At 37.9% G+C, this 2152-nt stretch carries 2 protein-coding genes and 1 pseudogene; 2 read left to right on the top strand and 1 reads right to left on the bottom strand.

Annotated features, from left to right (window positions below):
- Positions 1–240: 240 nt before the first annotated feature.
- Positions 241–843 (top strand): hypothetical protein, encoded by a 603-nt coding sequence (locus H6G97_RS50295; protein WP_242056192.1) that lies wholly within the window; start codon positions 241–243, stop codon positions 841–843.
- 313 nt (positions 844–1156) lie between these two features.
- Here the strand turns inward: H6G97_RS50295 and H6G97_RS56450 are convergent.
- Positions 1157–1339: pseudogene (locus H6G97_RS56450) on the bottom strand (hypothetical protein); the annotation flags it as partial.
- A 292-nt stretch (positions 1340–1631) separates the two neighbouring features.
- Between H6G97_RS56450 and H6G97_RS50280 the strand changes: the two are divergent.
- Positions 1632–2152, top strand: a 521-nt coding sequence (locus H6G97_RS50280; protein ID WP_190947680.1) for an AAA family ATPase, incomplete at its 3' end; no start/stop codon positions are given.

Raw genomic sequence — 2152 nt, 5'->3', positions numbered from 1 at the left:
AGAAAGCGATGCTTCGCTGTTCAGACCCCCAGTCTCGCCAAGACAATAAACACAAGGATGTAGCTTACTTTAATACAGCTTCATGTTGGTGGAGTCCAAAATTCGGTGAATTGGAATTAGCAAGGTAATCTTTATAATAAACCTTAAATACAGGGCAAGCAAAATACACCAAAGGCTCAAAAATTATTGAAGCCCAGATTATCAATAAACTAGGCAAAACGATCTAAATCTTACACAATCATGACAATAAAAAAACATATTAGTCTTAATCATGGATGTTTCCTTAATTCCACAAATAAAAAGATAATTGTCAATTTAGCCACAGGTGATATCTTAAGTTTAATAACCCAAGAATTAAAAACTCGTTACTCACCAGAAACTCAAAAACTTGTACTCGAAGAAACTTCAAAGCTGTTACCTGATTTGGTATTTCAAGAAATGTTACAGCGTCAACAGCAGGTAGTGAATGTTAACCCTGATAGTTTAATTGTGGTTAACTGTACGATACAAGAGACAGAGCTTGATGAGTTTGGGTTCAATTTAAATGTCGAAGTATATTTTGTGATTGCAGATGTCAAAGGTCAAAATCATTTTCGCGCTAATCGGATAGTCCTTTGGTCAGATATCTGGGGTAATGAAGAACAGCTTTTTGATTTAGAAGATGAGCTAGGTGAGCAATTCTGGACAGATTATCAAATGCAGTTACTCTTTGATGATAAAAATCAGCAACCAATTGAATTAGAAGTATCACAAACAGATAATTATCCAGCAAGATTAGAATTTTACCCATCTACTCAAAGGTTTTTACCCTCCATGATTCCCTTTACTGATAATGACTTTTAAAATCAGCGATTAAACCAGAATACACCCAGTATGGCGGTATTCTCCTAATGTTCCCATACTCGTTTGAGTATCTTCTTGTCCTCCTTTTGGCTATGCCAAAACTAACGCTTATTACATCAACAAGAAAATTTTTCAAATTCAGTGAATGAAGATTGTTGCCAAGCGTGCCTGACATATAGGAATCCTATTTAATTTTTGAAAAAAATCCGTACATCCCAAGAACGGGAAAATCAAAGGTAGTGTGTCGAATAAACCACTCAAACACCCATTAAATGAGAAAAAGAAGGAATCAAGGCACAAAAACGTCTCTTCTCTACGAGAGGCTGCGCCAACGAGACGCTGCGCGAACGAACCCATGTTTTAGCCTGCAACCAGATATCTTCAATAGGGTTTTGCTCTGGACAATTAGGGGCTTTAGCGTTCGCCGGCAATTTCTGCTGTAACTGGAGGACGACCCAAAGATTGAGACAAGCAGAGGGTAACGTCCGATTTCTTGAAGGTAGGAGCGAACACTCGTCGGGAGTTGAACTGGAGAAAATCATCCCATTATTCAGCAACGCCTAATTGCTTTATTTACTACCTACGGATTACTATTTCATCTTCAGTCTGCTTAAGATGCGATCCCGAATTTCTGTTTCTGCTGTAAAAAATTTTTTCTCCAACCAGATCCTACTTCAGTGGTTAATTCTCTTGGAAAAACACAATCTTGGTATGACTAAATAGTTGTGTTCTCCATTAACCAGAGCTACAATTTGCCGTATTAAGGGTAAATATTTAACATTGCACTTGTGAGCAAAACTATTATCATTGCGTTATTTAACCAATCAGGGGGCGTTGCTAAGACTACTCTTACTCAAAACCTGGGTTATCATCTAGCTTCTAATCAAAACCGTGTCCTAGTTGTTGATATGGACCCACAGGCAAGCCTAACGAATTTTATGGGAGTAGACCCAGAGAGTTTAAAAAAAACACTCTACAACGCCATTATTGATGAAGAACCGCTATTTATCTATCCAGAAACCATTCATGAGATGAATTTGGTTCCCACAAATATCACCCTTAGTGCAGCTGAACTTCTCTTACCTACTGCTGATGCAAGAGAATATCGTCTCAAAGAAGCCCTAGCACCTATTAAAGATGAATACGACTTTATCTTAATTGACTGCCCGCCTTCTTTGGGTATTCTTAGTATCCTTAGCTTAACTGCGGCTACACATCTAGTTGTGCCTATCCAATGCCAATTTAAATCTTTTCTTGGCACTGACCTTTTACTTGATACTGTTGGACGAGTTCGTAAAAAACTCAATAA

This window comes from Nostoc flagelliforme FACHB-838 (assembly GCF_014698065.1).
Lineage (GTDB): Bacteria > Cyanobacteriota > Cyanobacteriia > Cyanobacteriales > Nostocaceae > Nostoc > Nostoc flagelliforme_B.
This window is presented reverse-complemented; position numbering and strand designations above follow the sequence as displayed.

What these genes read in the sequence shown, in the direction of transcription:
- H6G97_RS50295 (WP_242056192.1), top strand. Translation starts at nt 241, where the DNA reads ATGACAATAAAAAAACATATTAGTCTTAATCATGGATGTTTCCTTAAT.